Consider the following 21894-nt stretch of genomic DNA (forward strand, 5'->3'; position numbering starts at 1 on the left):
TCCGTGAAACGAGGTGAGGCCCCATCCATGATCGGATGGGGCCTCACCTGCTGTTACGCTCCCCCAACTGGACTCGAACCAGTAACCCTGCGATTAACAGTCGCATGAACGCCGAGAGGGGCGGCTCGCTTTTGCGGGCCGCCCCTCTCGTTCGTGCTGTGTTACTCGGAGAGCTCGGCGAGCTGGGCCTTCACCTTGGCCAGCTCGGCCTCCAGCTCCTCCATGCGGGTGCGGTGCTGGTCGCGCGCCGCCTCCAGGACACCCTCGATGCCCTCAGCGATGGACTCGTGCAGCTCCTTGGCCGCCTTGGCCACGGCGATGGCCGGGATCACCAGGCCCGACACGACGCGCTGCGTGCCGTGGACCAGGTCGGCCTGCCATTCACCCTCGGCGGTACCGGTCACCGTGAGCGTGAGCTCGACGGTGCGAGTCTTCTTGGCCGTGCTCTTGGGGCGGCCGGCCTTCGGCTTCTCGGCCTTGGGAGCCGGAGCCTCGGCCTTGGGGGCTTCGACCTCGGGGGCCGGCGCGGGGGTTTCCTCCACGACGGTCTCCTCGACGTCCTGCACCTCGGTGAGCGTGTCCGACACGATCAGGTTTCCTCTCTCCGCAACGACTGACCCGGCGCGCATCCTAGAACACGTGTTCGATCGGGCGGCAATGGGGTCAGCCATGAGCCTATTGCGCTGCCGAGGAGGATTTGGTGCGGGGAGGGGATCCGGTTGCGCAAACACTGGTCATGGCCCGTGCTCACCGCCGTGGCGGGGCTCGTGGCGTTCACCGGGCTCGCCTCTCTGGTCGGGGCGATCGTGGTGCCGAACGGCAAGGGGGCGTTCGAGTTCAGCGTCTGGTCCGCTCTGGTCGCCGCCTCCGCCGTGGTCTTCGCGTTCTTGTTCTTCCACGCGCTGCCCCAGGCGACCGGGTGGCGCGAAGCCGGTGTGCGCGGCCGCGGCCCTCTGCTCTGTTACGTCGCGTTCGCCGGGGCGATCATGGCCTTCCTGTGGGCCGGAGGTGGCGGGCCGCTCGCGCAGTTGCAGCCGACCGCGGCGCTGAAGGTGTCGCGCGTGCTGGTCCTGCTCGCGCTCACCGCGGCCGCGCCGACGGTGCTGGGGCTGTGGCTGGTCGCCACGCGGTTGCGCCGGATGTCGGAGGCGTTGGAGGGGCCGACAGACCCGCCGACGCGAGCGGACGCCGTGCTCGCCGGTCTGATCGACTGCCGGCGCTCCATCGGTGTCTGCCTGACGGTGCTGGCGACGATCGTGACCATCGCGGTGGTCTGTTCGGGAGCTCAGCGCAAGGCGTTCCTGGCCACCGGCATCCCGCAGGAGAAGTTCCCGCCCGAGTGGGTGCTGCTCTACGGCGCGCTGTTCACCGCGATCTCGCTGTTCCTATATGTGCCAACGTTTGTCGCGTGGCGCACGCGCTGTCTGCTGTTCGTGGACCAGTGCTACCCGCTGCCCGACGACGCCCGGCCCACCGCGGACTGGGTCGACGGCCGGGCGCGCCTCACGAGCGTCCTCGGCGCGGACGTGACCGTCTCCAAGAGCCTCACCGCCGCCTTCGGTCTGCTCGCGCCGCTCGCTGTCAGCGTGCTCAGCGTCGTCGTCCCGGGGCTGAAGTGATCAGTACGGCGGGAGCTGCACGCGCCACTGCCGTTCGACGTCGATGACGCCCGGCACGGCCTGCAGCGCGGGGATCGAACGCACCTCCGCCGTGCCGGTCACCACGCCGAGGGCCTCCAGAACCGTGTCGATGACCAGGCCGGCCTCCCTCAGGTCGTCGAGGACCTTCGGGAGGCTGCCTTCGGTCACGGAGACCATCACCTGGTCGACCGAGGTGGTCATGGCGCCTGGACGAGCCCGCTGCCGATGTCGGTGGAGGGCAGCGGCAGCCGCAGCGCCGTGGACGACAGGCGTGCCCACAGCTCGTAGCCGCGCGCTCCCGTCGCCTGAGCGATGAGCACCGCGATGCCGGCCGCGTGCGGAGTGGCCATCGAGGTGCCGCGCAGGCGGGCGTACTGCTGCGGGAGCTTGAACGACGAGTAGACGTCCACGCCGGGGCCCGCCACGTCGATCTGGCCGATCTTGTCCGCCGAGCCGGACGAGAACGACGCGATCGCGCGGTTCACGTCGATGGCGGCCACCGCGATGATGGACGGGCAACGAGCCGGGTGACCGACCGGGGCGATGCGGGCCGGACGCGACGAGGCGTTGCCCGCCGCGGCGATGATCAGCGTGCCCTTGGCCATGGCACGCTGGGCCACGGTCTCGTACACCTGCGAGTACGGCGTGTTCACCGGGACGTCGGCGCCCAGGGACATCGAGATGACCGCGCAGCCGTTCGTGATCGCCCATTCGATGCCCGCGAGGATGCCGCCGTCGGAGCCGGAACCCGCGTTCGACAGCACCTTGCCCGCGAAGATCTCCGCCTCGTACGCGACGCCGTAGCCGGGCAGCGTGGCGGGCGTGCGCGGGCCCGACGACGTGCCGATGCAGTGCGTGCCGTGGCCGTGGCCGTCCTGGACGTCCTCGCCGGTGATGAACGACTTCGTGGTGATCGTGCGACCCGCGAAGTCCGGGTGGTTCTTCTCGAATCCGGTGTCCAGCACGGCGATCTTGATGCCCTTGCCGGTCGCGGTGCTGACGGCCGCACCCGTCGCCTGCAGGCCCCAGGTCAGCTTCGACTCTTCTTCCGCCGTGCCGGGGTCGGCGTCCTTGATCAGGTGCACGACGCGTTCCGGTTCGACGATCTGGACCGGGCCGGGGCGCGCGGCGGCGCCGTTCAGCTCGGCCAGCAGGTTCGGGTCCGCGGACACCACCGCGACGCCCAACTCGGGGAACACCTGCACGGTGTCCGCGTCGAGGTCGCCGCTGTTCGGGTCGAACCCGGCGATCGCGCCGAGCTCGGCCACCCCCTCATCGACGGCGTCTTCCTGCAGCAGCACCAGGAACCGCCCGGTGAACTCCTCCACGGGTTCGGTCATGACGTTCTCGCCCCACTCTCCGTGTAGCCCTCACTAGAGAGTCGTCACTTCGGGGCACTTGTTTCAGGCCATTTGGCGTCTGCGTTGAAAGAATTCCCCGATTGGCTCAACGTACTTGGCCGCGATCGGCCCCAGGATCGCCATCAGCAGCACGTACGCGGTCGCGAGCGCCGCCAGCTGACCGTCCACCTGGCCAGACGCCACCGCCAGGCCCGCGATCACGATGGAGAACTCTCCGCGCGCGACCAGCGCCACGCCCGCACGCATGCGCCCCATCTTGCCGATGCCCTGCCTGCGCGCCGCCCACCAGCCCGTGACGATCTTCGTGAGTGTGGTGATGGCCGCCAGTGCGACGGCGATTCCAAGAACAGGTGGAATCGAGCGCGGGTCGGTGTTGAGTCCGAACACGACGAAGAACATCGCGGCGAACAGGTCCCGCAACGGCTCCAGCAAACGGGTGGCGTTCTCGGCCGTCGAACCTGAGATCGCGATGCCGAGCAGGAACGCGCCGACCGCCGCCGACACCTGCAGCTGCGAGGCGACCCCGGCGACGAGCAACGCCGAACCGAGCAGCTTGAGGAGGAAGACCTCGTGGTCCGGACTGTCCACAATGGCCGAGATGAACCGGCCGTACTTGAGCGCCACCACCAGAACCACGGTGATCGCGAGCAACGAGATGCCGACCGACGTGAGTCCGCCGAGGAAGCTCACCCCCGACAGCACAGCCGTGAGCACCGGCAGATACACAGCCATCGCGAGGTCTTCGAACACGAGCACGGACAGCACGACCGGCGTCTCGCGGTTACCAAGACGGCCGAGGTCGCCGAGCACCTTCGCGACGATGCCGGACGACGAGATGTACGTGACGCCCGCCATCGCCAGCGCCGCGACGGGACCCCAGCCGAGCAGCAACGCCGCGATCGCGCCCGGTGCGGAGTTGAGCACCAGGTCGAGCACGCCCGCCATCCACGACCGCTTCAAACCGGTCGTGAGCTCGGAGGCCGAGTACTCCAGGCCGAGCAGGAGAAGCAGCAGCACCACGCCTATCTCGCTGGCGATGCTGGTGAACTCCTGGATGCCGTGTAACGGGACGAAACCGCCGACGCCGAAGGCCAGGCCCCCGACGAGGTAGAGCGGGATCGGCGAGATGCCTATCTTCCACGCGACTCGGCCGAGCAGGCCGAGACCGAAGAACACCGCGCCGAGCTGGATCATGGCGAGAGTTGTCTCGTGCACTGTGCTTTAACCGCCGTGGAGGATCTCAGCGGCGGCGTCGAGGCCGTCCGCGGTGCCGACGACGACAGCCAGGTCGCCGTTCTCGAAGATGAAGTCGGGGCCGGGCGACGGATGCGCGTTGCCCGAGCGCACGACGGCCACGATGGACACACCGGTCCTCGTGCGCAGAGCGGTCTCGCCGAGAGTGTGGTTCGCGAACGCCGTGACCGGCAGCTGACGCGTGGTGATGCCCGCGATGTCGCGGTGCTCCTCGCGCAGGTGGGCGACGAGCTGCGGCGCGCCGAGCAGGCCCGCGAGCGTGTTCGCCTCTTCCGGTGAGAGGGGTATCGAGGCGGCGCAGGAGTCCGGATCGCTCGCCTTGGAGAGGATCAGCTCGAACCGGCCGTCCCGATACGTGATCACGCCGACGCGACGTCCGGCGCGGATCATGAAGTCCTGGCGCGTCCCGATACCCGGCAAAGGCGTGATCTCTACGTTCACACAGATCATGATACTGGGATGACTCTGCGAGTACGCCCAGTGCGACGCGGGTGGGTGGTGCGCGACCGCGTGCCCGGCCCCGACGTCGACGAGTTCGCCGAACCCGGTCAGGTGATCGGAGCGCTCGCCAGAGCCCCGCACGGCACGTTGCTGGCCGTCCAGCACCCCCACCGCACGCCGGCGGCCCTGGCGGCGGGCACGGGACTGCTCGACGCGCTGCCCCACGCGCGGGCCGAGCTCTCGGCGTTGATCCGGCGGGCGTACCGCGAGGTGACGGACGTGGTCGCGCCGTACCGGGTGGACGGACCGGACGGGACGGCGTGCGGGCTGCTGTGCCTCGTCGACCCGGACGCGATCGAGCACACCGAGGACGTCTACCCGGACGTGGTCGCCGAACGCGGTCAGGTGCTCGCGTCGCTCGGCATCGCCACGAGCGCGGCCATGTTGATCCCGATCAACCCCCACGACGGGCTGACGGATCTCGTGCTCGGCATCACCGACGAGCCGGCGGTGTCGCTTGTGGACTCCGGCGGGCGCAGGCACTGGGTGTGGCTCGTGGGACCCGGTGAGCTTCAAGACGCCTTCCTGGAAGCGGCCGGCGCGCACCCGTTGCTCGTGGCGGACGGCAACCACCGGGTCGCCGCGGCCAGGGAGGCGGGGCTGGCCGGACTGCTGGCGCTCATCACGTCCGGGCCGGGGTTGCGGGTCGGGCCGATCCACCGCGCGATCGTGGGCACCGGGTTGGGCGCGTCCGATCTGGTGACGGCGTGGGAACGGGTCGGGCTGACGGTGTCGTCGTTGCCCTACGTGGTGGAACCGGAGCCCGGTGTGGTGGTGGTGCGCTGCGCGGACGAAGTGTTGAGGGTCGAACTGCCTGTGGGACAAGGGATCGACCACGCCGTCGTCGAGTCGTTGCTGCTGGACGCCGCGTTGGGGCTGGACCCCGAAAGTCCCTGTCTCAGGGCGGTCGTGGACCCGACGGTGGAGGCGGAAGCGGTGCTGCTGATCGCGCCGGTGCCGTTGGAAGAAGTGCTGGCGGGCACCAAAATGCCGCGCAAGAGCACGTATTTCACGCCCAAGCCGCGCAGCGGACTTCTGCTGGCTGACCTGCACCCGTAGGGCCCTGCCGGGCGGATTCGTTCGGCCCTGGTTGCCGATCACCCCAGCGATGAAAACTCGGCACATGCGCGCTGACGTGTCACCTTCGTTGCCTTCGCCTCACTCGAAGATCGGGCTTGTGCACGTCAGGCATCTCAGGGCGATGACGGCCGCGTTGCGCGCCGTCGACTACCGCTACGGCGGCGGGTCGTGCCGCACCCAGGTGGAGGCCCTGTTGTCGTGGTGCGACAAGGCGTTCGCGCACTCGGCGAGCGCGGCTGTGCGCCGTGACTTCCGCGGTGCCATCGCCGAGTTGCACTCGCTCGCGGGGTGGACCGCGTTCGACGCCGGGCTCGGCGGGTCCGCGCACCGCCACTTCCTCCTCGCCCTGGACTTCGCCCAGGACGAGGACCTGGTGGCGAACATCCGCTATCGGATGGGGCGGGTCCATCTGCACCACGGTGGGCCCGCCGAGGCGCTCGGCATGTTCCGGCAGGCGAGTCTGATCGCGACGAGTCACCACACGAACGCGATCCTGGCCGCGAACCAGGCCTGGTGCTACGCGGAAATGGGGCAGCGGGTACCCGCACTGGCGATGCTGGGGCGTGCGCACGACGAGTTCGCACGCGGGGATGTGGACAGTGCTGCGCCGTGGGCGGCGTTCTTCGACGAGAACGACCTCGCGGGCATCACGGGTGCCATCTACACAACTCTCGGACGCACTGTGGACGTGAGTTTCGCGCAGCCCGCCATCACGGCGTTGATGCAGGCGGCCACGGGGTATCGCGATGACATGACACGCAGTAGGACGTTCAGTCTCATCGCGTTGTCGCTCAACCATCTCGTGGCGGGAGACGCGGACGAAGCGGCGGCGGTCGCGGCGCTCGCCGTCGCACAGACCGACTACATGATGTCCGCCCGCACCCGCAAGAAGCTCGAACCCCTGCACTTCGAAGCGGGCAGACGCCGTGCGATCACGCTGAAGGAGTTGATCACGCCGTTGCTCGAGGCTCCGTCGTACGCCGCGTGATGAGCGCGCAGACCCGGTGGTTCCCGGCGATCCCGGGGTCGTTGCCCGAGATCCGGGCTTTCGTGCGCGAGCTCGCCGGTGAGTCGGGTCTGAAAGGGGACGACGCGCGGGACGTGCTGCTGGCGGTGTCCGAGGCAGCGGACAACGCGGTGCAACGAGCCGGCGCGTCGATCGTGGGGGTGACGTGGGAGCCGCGCGACCACGCTGTGTTGCTGACCATCGAGGACGACGGGGTGTTCGACCTCGAAGCCGGGACGTCCGCCCGGCCGCTGGGGCTGCGACTGCTGTTCGGCATCGCCGACGAGGTGCAGGTGCGGCCCGGCAAACCGACCTGGCCCGGCACGGTCGTGCGAGCGCTCGTCCGGGTCTGGTCACGCGCGGGCGCCCCGGATCTGCCCGCGCCACCGGGACGCCCGCGCGTGTTGCTCGTCGACGGCGACAGGTTCTCCGGCCAGTCGCTGGCCGCGTTCCTGCACGCCGAGGGCTACGACGTCACGCTGACGACGACCGTCGCGGCCGCCGAGTCGGCGCTGGAGAGTCCTCCGGCACTGGCGATCGTCGACCTGCTGACGTCTCATGGAGAGGGGACACGGTTCGCAGCCGTCGCACGGACGTTCGGAGTGCCGGTTGTAGCCGTTTCGGCGATCGAGCCGGCGACTCTTGTTGCCGATGCTTACTTGCCGAAACCGGCGCACCCACTGCGCGTGCTCGCGGCGGTGCGCGACCTGTTGTCTCTCGACTCGTGAGGCGCACGAAATGGAACCCGAACCGGGCCTGCTGGAGGTACGTCGCCACGGTGCTGTGGTGACGCTCGCCGGCGAGGTCGACCTCAACACCAGCGATCTGCTGAGGTCCGAACTGGCTCTGGCCTGCGCGTTCGGGGACGGCCTGGGTGACGTGGTGATCGACTTCAGCGCGCTGACGTTCATCGGGTCGAGCGGGCTGCACGTGCTGATCGAGACCGCGACGGCGCTGGGGGAGCGGCGGCTGGTGCTGCTCGGCGGAGGGTGGGCCGTCTACGTCGTGAACCTGCTGGGTCTCACGGTGCGGTACCCCAACATCGTCGTCGACAAATGATGCTTCCTCAAAACTGACTGACGCGTTAGTTTTCCGTCTTGCCGCGGGTCGCTGGATGTTCCACCTAGTGATGGGACGTTCATGCGCAGACCTGTCCTGCTGGTCGTTGCTTTAGTTGCGTTGGGTCTACCGGGAGTTGCTTCGGCCGCTCCACCCCCTGCCGAACGGGTGATCACGTTGATCACCGGCGACGAGGTGGTGCTGACCGGGTCGTCGCGGGTCGCGGTGCGGCCTGGGCCCGGGCGGTCTTCGGTGAGCTTCCTGCAGCAGACCGGCACGCCCGACATCTCGATCGTCCCGTCCGACGCGGCGCCGTTGCTGCGGGACGGGCGGCTGGATCCTCGGCTGTTCAACATCTCGGAGCTGGAACGGCAGGGGTTCGTCGGGTCGCCGCTGCCGCTGATCGTGTCCGGTTTGCCCGGAGTGCAGTCGTTGTCGTCGTTGAACGCCACTGCTGTTCGGGCGTCTTCCGAGGTGTGGCAGGCGGCCGTGAGCGGGTCGGCTCGGGTGTGGCTGGACGGCCGGGCTCGTGTGGTGCTGGACCAGAGCACGCGTCAGATCGGGGCTCCGGCGGCGTGGGACGCGGGGATCACCGGTGCCGGTGTGACGATCGCGGACCTCGACGGCGGCTGGGACCCGACGCACCCGGATCTCGGTGCGGTGGCCGAGGCGCGCGACTTCACCGGGACGGGGATTCGCGACGGGTACGGGCACGGGACGCACACCGCGTCGATCATCGCCGGGCGGGGTGGTCGCTATCGTGGTGTCGCGCCGGATGCCCGGTTGTTGGTGGGCAAGGTTTGCACGGACGACGGCAGCTGTCCCGAGTCGGCGATCATCGCCGGGATGGAGTGGGCGGCGGCTTCCGGTGCCACCGCGGTGAACCTGTCCCTCGGTGGCGCGCCCACCGACGGCACGGACCCGATGTCGTTGGCTGTCAACGCTTTGACGGCGCAGTACGGGACGTTGTTCGTGGTGGCGGCGGGCAACTCCGGTGCTCCTGGCACTGTGGGGACGCCCGGCGCGGCCGATTCCGCTTTGACCGTGGGGTCTGTGACCAAACAGGACGGGTTGAGCTCGTTCTCGTCCCGTGGGCCGCGTGTGGGGGACTACGCCGTGAAACCGGACATCGCGGCGCCGGGCACGTCGATCGTGGCGGCGCGGGCTTCGGGGACGTCGATGGGCACTCCCGTGGACGCGTTGTACACCTCGGCGTCCGGCACCTCGATGGCCACGCCGCACGTGACCGGCGCGGTGGCGTTGCTGAAGCAGGCGCATCCTTCGTGGCGTGCCGGTGAGTTGAAGTCCGCGGTGATGGCGTCGTCGTTGGAGCTCGGTCTCTCGGTGTACGAGCAGGGTGCCGGGCGGCTGGACGTGGCGCGGGCGCTGGGGCAGTCGGTGACGTCGTCGCCTTCTTCTTTGTCGTTCCCCTTTGACGCTTGGCCTTGGGGATCCGTGACGCGCACGGTGACCTACTCGAACGCTTCGGCTTCGGCGGTTTCGTTGTCGTTGAAGGCACCTGCCGGGCCGTTCTCGTTGAGTGCTTCTTCTCTTGTGGTTCCTGCTGGCGGTACGGCTTCCGTTGACGTGACGTTCACGCCTGGTGCTGCCGGGCAGTTCGGCGGTTCGTTGGTCGCCACTGGCACGGGTGTTGTTGTTCGGACGCCCGTTGGTGCCGTGGTGGAGGAGGAGAAGTACACGCTGTCGTTGGACGTCGTGGGCCGTGATGGCGGCGATCCGTGGTTCGCGACCGTGCAGGTGATCGACGTGGCCACCGGTGTCTCGCACGGGTACTTCTTCACCGATGGCGCGCATGGGTCTGTGCGGGTGCCCAAGGGGCGGTACGACGTGCACGCGATGGTGTACGGGTACAAGCGCGACACCACGTTGATGTCGTCGCCGGAAGTCGTTGTTGGTGGCGACACCTCGGTCCGGTTCGACGCGCGGACGGCCTCTGCGTTGCTGCCCAAGGTGGATCGGCCGGGCGCGAAGCACGGGATGTTCTTCCTGTCGCTGTACTCGGGCAACGCTTCGAAGTCGACAGGGATCGGGCTGATCTCGTCGGTCGGCGGGGACACGTTCGTGGCTCCGACCGCACGGGTCTCCGGGCGGATCTTCCAGTTCTGGTATCAGCCGGTGCTGGTGACGTCCGACGCTGTGTACAACCTGATGTTCGTGCGCGAGGGAGCGATCCCTGATCCCGCTTCTCTTGTGGTGCGTGACTCTTCGTTGGCACGCGTGAATGCGACCTATCAGTCGCAAGGTGGCGCACCGGCCGTTGGTGTGCGTGGCGGCTACGGGTACTACAAGGGGTGGGCGCCCAACGTGACCGTTCTGCTCGACATGCCCGTACCTACTACGCGAACCGAGTTCTACACACCTGGGCGTGATGTGGAGTGGGACAGCACGTTCGGGTTCCGCGGCGGTGGCTGGGGCGAGTACCAGCGGTCGCCCAAACGTTCGTACGCGGCGAAGTCGTACACGGTGGTGTGGAACAGGTCGCCACTCGGACCGTCACTCGGGTCCTACGAGGACAACTGGGGACTGTCGCGGACCGGTGATGTGCTCAATGCCTCGATCCCGTTGTTCTCCACCGCGGGCGACTGGGCGTACACCGAGTCGTGGGGCTCCTACGCCAACGCCTCGACCACGTTGTCGTTGGACGGCAAGGAGATCGCCTCCTCGCCGTATCCGGGCTGGATCGCCACTCCGGTGCCCGGCGCGGGCAAGTACACGCTCTCGACGGTGACGGACCGCCCAGCGCCCTACTCGGCGTTCGGCACGCACGCCGAGGCTTCGTGGACGTTCAACTCGCCTGGCACGACCGAGGCGAAGACCGCGCTGCCGTTGATGGTCGTACGCGCGTCGGGCCGCACCGACAGCCAAGGCCTCGCGCCGTCCGGTCGGCCGTTCTTGCTCGACCTGAAGGTGGACAAGCAAAAGGGTGCGAAATACGGGCGAGTGGGCGTGCCGCGCGTCGAGGTGTCGTACGACGACGGCAAGAAATGGGAGCGCGCTCTCGTAGTCGGCAAACACGCGTTGCTTTTCCACCCGCACGGCAAAGCGTTCGTTTCGCTGCGCATGTCGGTGTCGGATTCTCTCGGCAACTCGGCCACGCACACGGTGATCCGGGCGTACGAGGTCGTACCGCGCTAGGGTCGGGCCCATGGCGGTACGAGCGATCAGGGGAGCCACGCAGATCGACGCGGACTCGCGCGACCTGCTGCTGGAAGCGACGGCCGAGCTGGTGCGCGAGGTCCTGGAGCGCAACGCGCTGACAGCCGACGACCTGATCAGCGTCGTTCTCACCGCCACACCCGACCTGACGTCCGAGTTCCCCGCCTACGCAGCGCGTCAGGCGGGGCTCTCGGACGTGCCGCTGCTCTCCGCCACGGAGATCGCGGTGCCGGGCGCGATGCCGCGGGTGATTCGCCTGCTGGCGCACGTGGAAACCGATCTGCCGCGCTCGTCGGTGAAGCACGTGTACCTGCGCGGAGCGGCCGCTCTGCGCACTGATCTGAATCACTGAAGCCCGGTCGCTTTCTGTGAGGCCTGGAATTTCTGAACTCACCCAAATGGGTGTTTTGCCCCTGCCTGGATACCGATAGGAAGGATGCAAACCACACGTCTGATTCGTATCGCGCATTGTTCTGGGTCACCTTGGGGAAGTCGTGACCGGCGTTGACGCGGACGGGCGGGAAACCTTGGGGGCAGGGGGAACTGTGGGGATTCGTGAGGCGCGCCGGTCGCGCCTGATAGCGCTGAGCTGTGTCCTGGCGGTGGGCGCGAGCCTGCTGCAGGCGGTGACGTACGGGACGGCTGCCGGTGCCGCTCCCGGAGTGACGGCGGGTGCCGGACCGGTGGACCGGCCCGCGCCCGCGTCGGCACGGCCGGACGAGGCGGTGTCACCGGACAAGTGGCCACCCGTTGTGCCACAAGGGATCAAGGCCGGCGGCGGACCGGCCAAGGTGGACAAAGCCAGAATCGCGCAGGTCAAGGCCGAGGTCGACGAGGTCTTCGCGAACGTCGACCTGCGTTCGGGGTTCGTGCTCGGCGACACGTCGCTGGTGGCCTACTTCGACGTCAAGGACGACCCGCGGCCGTGGCAGTCGTGGCGCGTCAGGGTTTTCGAGGCGGGCAGTGGAACCGAGCAGGCCTCGACGACGTTGCCGCGATCCGATCTGAACGTCCGATGTGGAGCGGTGCGGCAGTTCTGCCGGTCGTTCGGCGCTGCGGACGGCTGGGTGCTCGACCGCGAGAAGGACTACTTCGTCACGATCGCCGCGGTGCTCGACGAGGGCGGCGAGCTCGTGTCGGCGCCGAGTCCGGCGAGCAGGCCGCGCACCACGGAGCTGCCGGATCCGCTGCCGATCGAGCAGGTGTCCGGCTGCGGTTGTGGTGCGGCGCTGAGCAGCACCGGTGCGCGGCCGGCGTTCCGCGGTGATGGCGTCAACACCGCGACCGGTGCCTACAGCAGGCTCGAACCGGACCTCGCGATGGCGTCGTTCGGCATCCCGTTCACCTCGAATCGCGTGTACTCGTCGAGCCTGACGATTCCGGGGCCGTTCGGGCCGGGCTGGGCGTGGTCGTACAACATGCGCGTCACGCCGACCGAGCAGGGCGCTCTCGTGCTCGCGGACGACGGCGCACAAGTGCTCTACAAGAACGCCGAGGGCGGTTTCCAGCGTCCGCCGGGTGTGCGGTCGACGTTGCGCAAGACCGCGACCGGTTGGGAACTGGTCACGCTCACGCAGATCGTGCACGAGTTCGACGGCCAAGGCCGGCTGATCGCGATCCGCACACCGCGCGGTGTCGCGACCAAGCTCGCGTACACCGGTGAGGGCGTGGAGATCACCGACCCGTCCGGCCGCGTGGTGAAGGTGCGGGTCGAGAACGAGCGGATCCGCTGGATCGAGCTGCCTGACCACCGCAAGACGTACTACGACTACGACGATTCCGGGCGCCTGAAGGTTTTCAAGGACGCGCGCGGTTTCAAGTGGAAGTACGGCTACGGCGCCGACGGCCGGTTGACCGAGGTGCAGAGCCCGCAGGACCACAAGCGGATCATCCTGGTGCGCAACGAGTACGGCGCCGACGGCCGCGTCACGAGGCAGCTCGACGCGCTGGGCAACGCCACGTCGTTCGCGTGGAACGGTGAGACGCAGGAAGCCACCACCACCGACGCGGACGGCGTGATCATCCGTGACGGCTACCGCGGCAACGTCTTGCTGTACACGCGTCGTGGCGCCGGTGACACGGACAACCACCGCTATGACAAGTCGCTGAACCGCGCGTTGGTCGTCAACGGCAACCACAACCAGCACGAGTCGTTGTACGACCTGAACGGCAACCCGGTCACCAGGCGCGCGCCGGCACCGATGAAGTTCGACGAGAAGACCAAGTACGACGCGCGCAACAACCCGATCGAGTACACGGACGCGAACGGCAACGTCTGGAAGAACACGTACAACGAGTTCGACGAGCTGATCCGCAGCACGGACGCGGAGAACCACTCGATCACCCACGCCTACGACGACCGCGGTCTGCGCGTCAGCACGACCGACCAGCGCGGCAAGGTGACCAAGTACGAGTACTTCGCCGCGGGGCAACAGAACTCGGGTCTGGTCGCCGCCGTCGTCTCGCCAGAAGGCAGGCGTTCCGAGCTCGGCTACGACAAGACCGGCCGTCGCGTCACCGAGACCGATCCGCGCGGCACCGTCCCCGGCGCGAACCGCTGGGACTACACCACGAAGACGAGCTACAACGAGCTGGACCGCGTCGTCGAGGTGCAGGAACCGGGCAAGGACCACTCGTACCGCACGTTCTACGACGAGGTGGGCCGGGTCCGGGCGATGATCAACCCGGAAGGCCTCGAGGTCAAGAACCGCTACCTCGACAACGGCCGCCTGGACGCGGTGATCGACCCGCGCAAGACGTCGTCGATCGCCTACACCAACGCGGGCAGGCGTGCGGCCACCCGCACCGAGATGCGCGGCGACGGTCCCGACCTCGTCACGTCGTACAAGTACAACGCCAAGGGGCTGCTGCAGTCGACCACGTCGGCGCGAGGCAACGTGCCTGGGGCGAACCCGGCGGACTTCACCACCACGTACCTCTACGACGCGAACGACAACATGGTCCGCATGTCCCGGCCGTATCCGGGTGGCCAGGTCGTGCACCGCGACATCAAGGTCGACCAGCTCGACCGCACGACGTCCACTGTGGACGAGCTCAACAAGACGTCGTCCAACCAGCGCGACAACAACGGTCAGGTCACCTCGGCGACCGACACGCTCGGCCGTGAGCTCAAGATGGGCTACGACCGCAACGGACGGCAGACCTCGCAGACCGACGCGGGCGGCAACTCCTCGAAGTTCACCTACGACGAGGCCGGCAACAAGACCAGTCGCACCGACGCGACCGGCGGCAAGACCACGTGGGAGTACAGCGACGACGGCCTGCTGGTCGCGACCACCGAGCCGCGCGGCAACGTGGCGGGCGCGGACAAGGAGCGGTTCACCACCCACGTCGAGTTCGACCTGGCGGGCAACCGCACCAAGGTGATCAACCCGCTCGACCAGGTCACGACGACGGCGTGGGACGCCAACAACCGCATGACGTCGGCCACCGACGCCAACAACCACACCACGCGTTACCGCTACCGGGAGGACGACCAGGTCCACAGCGTCCACCAGGCGGACGCGAAGTACCACCCGCACGCGCCGGACATCAACGCCACCGTCTACGACTACTACGAAGACGGTCTGCTGAAGTCGGTGCGGGACCCCAACTTCCACAGCTCGCGCATCGAGTACGACCGGGCCGGGCGTCCGGTGGGGTCGGTGGACGCGTTGGGGCGCAAGGTCGAAGCGGGTTACGACGCCGAGTCGAACCTCGTCACGATGATGACCCGCCGGCAGGGCGAGCACATCTCCGACGAGGAACGGGCCAAGCGCACGATCGTCAACACCTACGACATCGTGAACCGGCGCGAACGGCGTGCTTTGGGCACTGAAGGCCATGCGTACACATGGGGTTACGACGCCAAGGACCGCGTCACGTCCTACGGCGACCCGTTGGGCGTCCGCGAGGTCACCTACGACGACGAGGACCAGATCAAGAAGGTTCTTCGGCGTGAAGCGGGTGGCCGCACCGAGACGTTCAACTACGAGTACGACGTCCGCGGTGACATCAAGAGCCGCGAGTACCCGGACGGCACGCGCGTCACGTCGGACTACGACAAGGACGGGCGGGTCACCAGCGTCTCCGCGGCGGGTGCGACGTGGAACTTCGGCTACGACGTGGCCGGACGGCGCACCAGCACGACGTTGCCCGGTGGCACGGGGCTGACGGAGAACCGGGCGTACGACGACGCTGGACGGTTGACGGCCATCGGCACCGAGCGGGTCGGGCCCGCGCGGCCGGACGTGCAGGATCCGGTCTCCGCCTACAAGCTGACGCTGGACCCGGTCGGCAACCCGACGAAGGTCGACACCACCCGTGGAGGCGTGACCGAGTCCGTCGCGTACTCCTACGACGAAGCGGACCGCGTGACGTCGGCGTGCTACGCGGCGGCGGACTGCGGCAAGCACACGCCGTCGGCAGGCCGGATCGACTACGAGTACGACCTGGTCGGCAACCGGTTGTCGCAGAAGAGGTCCGGCACCGCGGGCGAGGATCTGACGCGGTACCACTACGACGCGGCGAACCAGCTCACCAAGAAGATCTTCGATCCGCGTGGTGGTCTCCCGACGATCACGGACTACGACTACGACCTCAACGGCAACCAGACCAAGGCCGGTCGCGAGAAGTTCACCTACAACCTGGACAACTCGCTCGCCACGGCCACGAACGCCGGTGGTCAGCAGACGTCGTTCTCGTACGACGCAACGGGTCTGCGGCTCGCGGGAGTCAGTGGCGAGAACACCAAGCGCTGGTCGTGGGACGTCAACGGCACGCTGCCGCAGATCGCGGTGGACACCACGTCGGGTGCTTCCGGTGCGGTGCTTGAGAAGCGCACCTTCGCCTACGGGCCGGACGACGAGCCGCTGGCGTTGATCGACCCGGCCGCGGGCGTGCACCCGTACACGCACGACTGGCTCGGCGGCATCGCGAACATGCTGTCGCCGGACGGAAAACCGTTGGCGGGCTATGACTACGACCCGTACGGCAACCCGCGGAAGGGCTCCACGCTGCCGCCGGGTGACCCCGCGGGACCGGCGAACCCGCTGAAGTTCACCGGCCAGTACCAGGACTCCAGCGCGGGGGACGGCAACTACTACCTGCGGGCCCGCAACTACAACCCCGACACCGGCCGGTTCACCTCGACCGACCCGATGCCGCAACCGGGGCCCGCGATCTCCGCCTACGCCTACGCGGAGAACAACCCGCTGGCGTTCACCGACCCGACCGGCGCGGTGGTCGACGCGGGTGGCGGCGGTGGCACGACGCTGGAGAACGGCGCCACCGAACCGACCGGGCCGAGCCCGGAGGACGTGGCGAAGGCCCAGCAGATCCAGAGCAAGAGCGTCCTCGACGTCATCCTGGAGGCCGGCGGTCAGATCCTCATGGAGTTCCTGGGGATCAACGACCTGATGAACTGCCTCAAGGGCGACCTGGGCGCGTGCGTCTCGCTCGTCGTGGGCGCGCTGCCGTGGGGCAAGATCTTCAAGGCCCCGAAGATCATCGGCGCGATCTTCAAGGCGGGCAAGGCCGTCGTCACCTTCTTCCAGGAGCTGAAGTGGGCGCGCGCCATCATCCAGGGCGCGGAGAAGGCCGCCGAAGCGGCGAAGGCGGCGGCCGCGGCAGCCGCGAAGGCAGCGGCGGAGAAGGCGGCGAAGATCCGTGCCGCGGCGGAGGAGGCGGCTCGCAAGGCCGCCGCTCAAGCCGCTGAACGTGCCAAAGCCGCGGCGGCGAAGGCGAAAGCGGCGACCAAGAAGAAACCCGAGACGTGTCCGGGCGTCAAGCACAGCTTCCCGGCTGGCACGCGGGTGCTGCTCGCGGACGGCTCGACCAAGCCGATCGAGGAGGTCCAGTCCGGCGACACGGTCGTGTCCTCCGACGAGAAGGCCGGCAAGTCGGCCGCGCAGCAGGTCTACTTCACGATCCGCACGGACCACGACAAGTCCTATGTGGACGTTGTGCTGGTGGGCGGCGAGAAGATCATGGCGACCGCCAACCACCCGTTCTGGTCGGTGACCGCCGGGCGTTGGGTGGACGCGGGTGATCTGCGGCCGGGTGATCTGCTCAAGACCGCGGCCGGGACGTTCGTGCAGATCTCGGCGGTGCGTGCCCACACGGCGTCGCAGCGCACGTACGACCTGACGATCAACGGGACGAGCACGTACTTCGCGCTCGCCGGTTCGACGCCGCTGCTGGTGCACAACTGCGGCACGAACCTCGCGGACGAGGCCAAGAACCTGCCGAAGGACCGCGACCGGAGGTCCACGGGCATTCTCGACGTCGGCACCGAGCAGTTCCCGATCTCGAGCGGTCCCGGTGGTCATTCCGAGCTGGTCAAAGACCTTCCCGGACGGACCAGGCAGAACGCGGACCACGTCGAGACGCACGCGGCGGCGTTCCTGAGGAGCAATCCGGGGATCAGGAAGGCGGTTCTTTACGTCCAGAACGCCAAGAACCAGATGTGCACAGGGCCCAACGGATGTGCTGCCAACCTCGAGGACATGCTTCCGGAAGGGGTGCAGATGTGGGTGTACATGAACGGAAGGCCGTTGGCGAAGTTCATCGGTAACGCGAACTAGGGCATAATGGTCGGGTGGAAGAACTTCTTTCGATATCCGGCGAAAGTGTCGAAAGGTTTCTGAGGAGATGGCACGGCGAGCCGGACCTACCGGCTCGCCGTCTGCCTGTGGACGCACCGGCGGCGCTGAAGGCCTGGTCCGAGCTCGTCTCCCGGTGGTCTGCCGACCTCTTCGGGGTCAGCGGGCCGCTGGATCCTCCTGAGCTCGAGGCCGGAAAGCTGATCTTCTGGGCTGATGGATCGGATTCCTGGGAGTTCGGTGTATCCGTTTCCGAGGATGATCCGCCGGTGTTCGCCAGGGAGGTGGACTCGGATTGGGTGCCCGTCCAGGAGTCTCTTTCCGAGTTCCTACTGCACGTGACTGTGCTGGAGTCCGCGATCGGGGCTGCTGATCAGTGCTCGGCTCGCGCTGTTCCGGTGGAGCGGTTGTCCGGAATTGTTTCCGGCTATCGCGCTCTTCCGTTGCCGGCGTTGCCGTGCCCGTCGATGGATGTCCGGATTTACGTCGGACCGGATTCGCTCCTCCAGATTTCGGAGAGCGTGAGCGATTTGACCGCGCCGAAGGGACAGTTGTTCGACGTTTCGGTTTCGGCGCTGGTACCGGCGTCGATCGACGAGGTGATGGAGCGTCATCCGGAGATCGCGTGGAAGCGCTACTCCGCTGCCGTTGCAGAGGGGTTCTCGCCCGACGATCTTCCGGAGTTTCTCCGCTAGAACCGTCCCGCTGCCTGTGTGAGCCTCCGCACCAGGCACAATGGTCGACCGTGGGCGTCTCGGAGGGAGCTGTGGTGGGCCAGGGTCAGTTGCGCGGTGTGGTGGCTCTCGACGGACCTTCCGGCACCGGGAAGTCCACCGTGGCGAAGCGCCTGGCGATGGCGCTGGACGCGCGCTACCTCGACACCGGCTCGATGTACCGGGCCGTGACGGTGGCCGTGCTGCGCGCCGGGGTCGACCCGGCGGACGAGGCCGCGGTCAACGAGGTCGCCGAGGGCGCGAAGCTCGTCGTGGGCACCGACCCGTCGGCGCCCGGCATCACGCTGGACGGCGACGACGTGTCGGTGGAGATCCGCGGACCCGAGGTGACGCTGGCCGTGTCGCCGGTGTCGGCCACGGCGCACGTGCGAGAGCTGCTCGTGGCGCAGCAGCGGGCGATCATCGCGGACGCTGTCGACCACGTCGGCGGGATCGTCGTCGAAGGCCGGGACATCGGCACCGTCGTGTCGCCGGACGCGCCGCTGAAGGTGTACCTGACGGCGTCGGCCGACGCTCGGGCACAACGCAGGACGAAGCAGGACAACGCGGCCAGCCGTGAGTCCACTGTGGACGTGGTGCTGAAGGACATCCAGCGCCGCGACAACTACGACTCGTCGCGCGCGGTGTCGCCGTTGAAGGCCGCTGACGACGCCGTGGTCGTCGACAACACTCTTCTGGATCTCGCGGGCACTGTGGACGCGCTGCTGGACCTCGTCGAACGCCGTGGGCTGCGGGTGACAGGGTGAGCGTTCCCTCCGGGAGTCTGGGGTGGCTGTTCGACTTCGGACGCTGGATCGCGCGCGTGCCGTACGCGTGGCAGTTCCGGATTCGGGTGCACGGGCGCGACCGCGTACCCTTGAGCGGCGGCGTGGTCGTCGTCGCCAACCACAGCTCGATGGCTGATGGACCGATCCTGTTCGGCGTTGTGCCCCGGCGCGTGACGTTTCTGATCAAGCAGGAGATGTTCAAGGGCATTGTGGGCTACCTGCTCGCGAAGATCGGACAGATCCCCGTTCGTCGGGGAGAAGCCGATCGCACCGCGCTGACCAGCGCGTTGGCCGTGCTCAAGGCCGGTGGCGTGATCGGGATCTTTCCCGAGGGCACGCGCGGAGAGGGCGACGTGGCCTCGGCGCAGAACGGTGCGGCGTGGCTGGCGCGAGTGGGCGGTGCGGTGGTGCTGCCGATCGCGTGCCGCGGGACTTTCGAGGCCAAGGGCTGGCGGCCTGAGGTCGACGTGCTGATAGGTGAGCCGTTCCACCTCCCTGAGGGGAAGGGGAAGGCCGCTCTCGGCGTTGCCACCGAGCAGGTGCGCGACCGCCTGGCGACACTGGTCGCCGAACTTGATGGACTTCGTGTGAGTGAGGGAAGACGATGACGGACCTGGACGGCACCTGGGAGGACGAGGCCGACTGGTCAGCCTTCGACGACCTTTCCTCGGAGGACGAGGAGGCCACGCCGCCGCAGCCGGTGCTCGCGGTGGTCGGGCGGCCGAACGTCGGCAAGTCCACGCTGGTCAACCGCATCATCGGCCGTCGTGAGGCCGTGGTGCAGGACGTGCCCGGCGTGACGCGTGACCGAGTGGCGTACGACGCGCTGTGGAACGGCCGCAAGTTCACCGTGGTCGACACGGGCGGCTGGGAGCCGGACGCGCAGGGCCTGCAGGCCGCCGTGGCGCAGCAGGCCGAGCTCGCGATGGCGACCGCGGACGTGATCCTCGTGGTCGTGGACGCGACGGTGGGCGCGACGACCACGGAAGAGGCCGTTGCTCGCGTTCTGCGCCGCTCGAAGAAGCCCGTGATCCTCTGCGCGTCCAAGGTGGACGACGAGCGGCTCATGGCCGACGTGGCGTCGCTGTGGTCGTTGGGCCTGGGCGAGCCGTTCCCGGTGTCCGGTCTGCACGGCCGCGGCTCCGGTGACCTGCTCGACGTGATCCTGGCGAAGCTGCCCGAGACGCCGCGCGACGACTTCCGCGGCGGCGCCGGTGGCCCTCGTCGCGTGGCTTTGGTCGGCAAGCCGAACGTCGGCAAGTCGTCGCTGCTGAACCGCCTGACGGGCGAGAACCGCTCGGTCGTCGACTCGGTCGCCGGCACCACCGTCGACCCGGTCGACTCGCTGGTCGAGCTGGACGGCGAGATCTGGCGCTTCGTCGACACCGCCGGCCTGCGCAAGCGGGTGAAGTTCGAGAGCGGCGCGGAGTACTACGCGTCGCTGCGCACCAAGTCGGCGATCGAGACCGCCGAGGTGGCGATCGTGCTGCTGGACGCGCACGAGCCGTTGTCCGAACAGGACCTGCGCGTTCTGACCATGGTCGTCGAGTCGGGCCGCGCGTGCGTGCTGGCGTTCAACAAGTGGGACCTGGTCGACGAGGACCGCCGCAACGAGATGGTCCGCGAGCTCGAACGCGGCCTCGTGCGCGTGCCGTGGGCCGATCGCGTGAACATCTCGGCCCTGACCGGCCGCGCGGTCCACAAGCTGGCGCCTTCTTTGCGCACGGCTTTGAACTCGTGGGACACGCGCGTTCCCACGGGCCGCCTGAACCAGTGGCTGTCGGACCTGATCGCCGCGACCCCGCCGCCCGTGCGTGGCGGCAAGCAGCCCAAGGTGCTGTTCGCGACCCAGGCCTCGACCCGCCCGCCGACGTTCGTGCTGTTCACGACCGGCTTCCTGGAGGCGTCCTACCGCCGCTTCATCGAGCGCAAGCTCCGCGAGGAGTTCGGCTTCGAGGGCAGCCCGGTCCGCATCTCCGTGCGCGTGCGCGAGAAGAAGAAGGCGGGCGCGTCGAAGAAGTAGTACTTGGGTGATCTAGTTGCCCTTTGGCATGAGGTGCGGTTGGTTGGGTTCGTGGCCGTACGAGTAGTCCTAGCCGACGACGAGGCCCTGCTGCGGCGGGGCCTGAAGGTCCTCCTGGAAGCCGACGGGCGAGTCTCGGTGGTCGGCGAGGCCGCCGACGGCGCCGAGCTGATCGACGTGGTGCTGGCCCATCTGCCGGACGTGGTGCTGGTCGACGTCCAGATGCCGGGCGTCGACGGCCTGGAAGCGGTCCGCCGCCTGCGCACCTGGGCCACCCCGCCCGCCATCGCGGTCCTGACCACGTTCGACCTGGACGACTACGTGGCGACAGCCCTGGACCTGGGCGCCCAGGGCTTCCTGCTGAAGGACGCCGAGCCCGAGGCCCTGGTCCGCGCCGTAGTGGATCTCGCGGCTGGTGGGGCGGTGTTGGACCCGCGCATCACGGCCCGGCTCCTGCCTCGGCTGCGTGGGTTTCGAGCCAATAGACAGCTCGACTCGCTGTCCGCCCGCGAACGCCAGGTGCTGGAGCTCCTGGCCGGCGGCCGCTCGAACCACTCGATCGCCGACGAGCTCTGCCTGTCCGAGGCCACCGTGAAGAGCTACGTCTCAACCGTGTTGACCAAACTCGGCGTGGAGAACCGGGTGCAGGCGGCTCTCGTCGCGCACCAGGTCGGTGTGTGGTGAAACCTG

The 21894-nt window shown here is 68.2% G+C and carries 18 protein-coding genes; 13 read left to right on the forward strand and 5 right to left on the reverse strand.

Annotation, left to right across the window (positions count from 1 at the left end; all coding sequences use genetic code 11):
* Positions 1-161 precede the first annotated feature (161 nt).
* Positions 162-590, reverse strand: a complete 429-nt coding sequence (locus tag AB0M24_RS38130) for a DUF6319 family protein (protein WP_363778436.1) — start codon at positions 588-590, stop codon at positions 162-164.
* Between the two features lie 129 nt (positions 591-719).
* Between AB0M24_RS38130 and AB0M24_RS38135 the strand changes: the two genes are divergently transcribed.
* Complete coding sequence (locus AB0M24_RS38135) at positions 720-1619, forward strand: hypothetical protein (protein ID WP_363778351.1); 900 nt, start codon at positions 720-722, stop codon at positions 1617-1619.
* Here AB0M24_RS38135 and AB0M24_RS38140 read toward each other — a convergent pair whose 3' ends face one another.
* The 4 genes from AB0M24_RS38140 to AB0M24_RS38155 form a co-directional block, all read right to left on the reverse strand.
* Positions 1620-1841 (reverse strand): hypothetical protein, encoded by a 222-nt coding sequence (locus AB0M24_RS38140; protein WP_363778352.1) that lies wholly within the window; start codon positions 1839-1841, stop codon positions 1620-1622.
* Positions 1838-2980 (reverse strand): S8 family serine peptidase, encoded by a 1143-nt coding sequence (locus AB0M24_RS38145; protein WP_363778353.1) that lies wholly within the window; start codon positions 2978-2980, stop codon positions 1838-1840. The genes AB0M24_RS38140 and AB0M24_RS38145 overlap by 4 nt, the downstream gene beginning before the upstream one ends.
* Before the next feature lie 63 nt (positions 2981-3043).
* Positions 3044-4216 carry a cation:proton antiporter gene (locus AB0M24_RS38150; RefSeq protein WP_363778354.1) on the reverse strand — a complete coding sequence of 391 codons (1173 nt, stop codon included), beginning with the start codon at positions 4214-4216 and terminating at the stop codon, positions 3044-3046.
* Positions 4217-4222: 6 nt separating this feature from the next.
* Positions 4223-4696: a TrkA C-terminal domain-containing protein gene (locus AB0M24_RS38155; protein ID WP_363778355.1), complete on the reverse strand. Its 474-nt coding sequence runs from the start codon at positions 4694-4696 to the stop codon at positions 4223-4225.
* Between the two features lie 18 nt (positions 4697-4714).
* On the opposite strand from AB0M24_RS38155, the gene AB0M24_RS38160 reads away from it, so the two are divergent.
* From AB0M24_RS38160 to AB0M24_RS38215, 12 genes are all read left to right on the forward strand, one after another.
* The gene (locus tag AB0M24_RS38160) at positions 4715-5815 is read left to right on the forward strand and encodes a DUF1015 family protein (protein ID WP_363778356.1); all 1101 of its coding nucleotides are present in this window, start codon (positions 4715-4717) and stop codon (positions 5813-5815) included.
* 64 nt (positions 5816-5879) lie between these two features.
* The gene (locus tag AB0M24_RS38165) at positions 5880-6824 is read left to right on the forward strand and encodes a hypothetical protein (RefSeq protein WP_363778357.1); all 945 of its coding nucleotides are present in this window, start codon (positions 5880-5882) and stop codon (positions 6822-6824) included.
* A complete protein-coding gene (locus AB0M24_RS38170; protein ID WP_363778358.1) occupies positions 6824-7570 on the forward strand; it encodes an ATP-binding protein in 747 nt (248 codons plus the stop codon). Before AB0M24_RS38165 ends, AB0M24_RS38170 begins: the two co-directional genes overlap by 1 nt.
* Positions 7571-7580: 10 nt before the next feature.
* A complete protein-coding gene (locus AB0M24_RS38175) occupies positions 7581-7901 on the forward strand; it encodes an STAS domain-containing protein (protein WP_363778359.1) in 321 nt (106 codons plus the stop codon).
* A gap of 81 nt (positions 7902-7982) precedes the next feature.
* A complete protein-coding gene (locus AB0M24_RS38180; RefSeq protein ID WP_363778360.1) occupies positions 7983-11057 on the forward strand; it encodes a S8 family serine peptidase in 3075 nt (1024 codons plus the stop codon).
* 10 nt (positions 11058-11067) lie between these two features.
* Positions 11068-11430 (forward strand): chorismate mutase, encoded by a 363-nt coding sequence (gene aroH / locus AB0M24_RS38185; protein WP_363778361.1) that lies wholly within the window; start codon positions 11068-11070, stop codon positions 11428-11430.
* 193 nt (positions 11431-11623) lie between these two features.
* Entirely contained in the window at positions 11624-17662 is a 6039-nt protein-coding gene (locus AB0M24_RS38190) for an RHS repeat-associated core domain-containing protein (RefSeq protein ID WP_363778362.1), read from the forward strand.
* A 107-nt stretch (positions 17663-17769) separates the two neighbouring features.
* A complete protein-coding gene (locus AB0M24_RS38195) occupies positions 17770-18375 on the forward strand; it encodes a hypothetical protein (RefSeq protein WP_363778363.1) in 606 nt (201 codons plus the stop codon).
* A 98-nt stretch (positions 18376-18473) separates the two neighbouring features.
* Positions 18474-19160: a (d)CMP kinase gene (cmk, locus tag AB0M24_RS38200; RefSeq protein ID WP_363778437.1), complete on the forward strand. Its 687-nt coding sequence runs from the start codon at positions 18474-18476 to the stop codon at positions 19158-19160.
* Positions 19157-19789 (forward strand): lysophospholipid acyltransferase family protein, encoded by a 633-nt coding sequence (locus AB0M24_RS38205; RefSeq protein ID WP_363778364.1) that lies wholly within the window; start codon positions 19157-19159, stop codon positions 19787-19789. The genes cmk and AB0M24_RS38205 overlap by 4 nt, the downstream gene beginning before the upstream one ends.
* A complete protein-coding gene (der, locus tag AB0M24_RS38210) occupies positions 19786-21204 on the forward strand; it encodes a ribosome biogenesis GTPase Der (RefSeq protein WP_363778365.1) in 1419 nt (472 codons plus the stop codon). The genes AB0M24_RS38205 and der overlap by 4 nt, the downstream gene beginning before the upstream one ends.
* A 51-nt stretch (positions 21205-21255) precedes the next feature.
* Positions 21256-21888, forward strand: a complete 633-nt coding sequence (locus tag AB0M24_RS38215) for a response regulator transcription factor (RefSeq protein ID WP_363778366.1) — start codon at positions 21256-21258, stop codon at positions 21886-21888.
* Positions 21889-21894 lie beyond the last annotated feature (6 nt).

Source organism: Lentzea sp. NPDC051838 (assembly GCF_040681245.1).
Lineage (GTDB): Bacteria > Actinomycetota > Actinomycetes > Mycobacteriales > Pseudonocardiaceae > Lentzea.